This window comes from Acinetobacter sp. TUM15064 (assembly GCF_008980265.1).
Classification (GTDB): Bacteria; Pseudomonadota; Gammaproteobacteria; order Pseudomonadales; family Moraxellaceae; genus Acinetobacter.
The window spans coordinates 1-653 of sequence record NZ_BKFU01000177.1; the positions used below are offsets into that span (position 1 = coordinate 1).

The following is a 653-nucleotide window of genomic DNA, read 5'->3' on the forward strand; positions in this document are numbered from 1 at the left end:
GTAATATATAAAGCTGATAACTTTTTAAAATTATCGAAGTTGATAGCTTCTAATCTATCAAACCTTTTTAACTGGTCAAGTTATTAAGGGTGCAGGGCGGATGCCTTGGCACTAGGAGCCGATGAAGGACGTGATAAGCTGCGATAAGCTTCGGGGAGTTGCACGTAAACTTTGATCCGAAGATTTCCGAATGAGGAAACTCACTTAGAGTAATGTCTAAGTATCATTAAGTGAATACATAGCTTAATGAGGGGAACTCAGGGAACTGAAACATCTAAGTACCTGAAGGAAGAGAAAGAAATTCGATTCCGTAAGTAGCGGCGAGCGAAAGCGGATTAGCCCAAACCAATAAAGTTTTCTTTATTGGGGTTGCGGACATATCATAACGAAGAGGTATCGTAATTGAAGAGGTTTGGAAAGACCCACCACAGAAGGTAATAGTCCTGTATGTTAAACGAGAAGACTTCAGATATGATCCAGAGTACCACGGGACACGTGAAACCCTGTGGGAAGCAGGAGGGACCACCCTCCAAGGCTAAATACTACCTAGTGACCGATAGCGTATAGTACCGTGAGGGAAAGGTGAAAAGAACCCCGGGAGGGGAGTGACATAGAACCTGAAACCCTGCACTTACAAGCTGTGGAAGCACAGT

1 rRNA gene is annotated in these 653 nt (G+C 43.6%); it reads left to right on the forward strand.

The annotated features are described in order from the left end of the window. Positions 1 to 73: 73 nt before the first annotated feature. Positions 74 to 653, forward strand: a 23S ribosomal RNA gene (locus GBI16_RS18295); the annotation flags it as partial.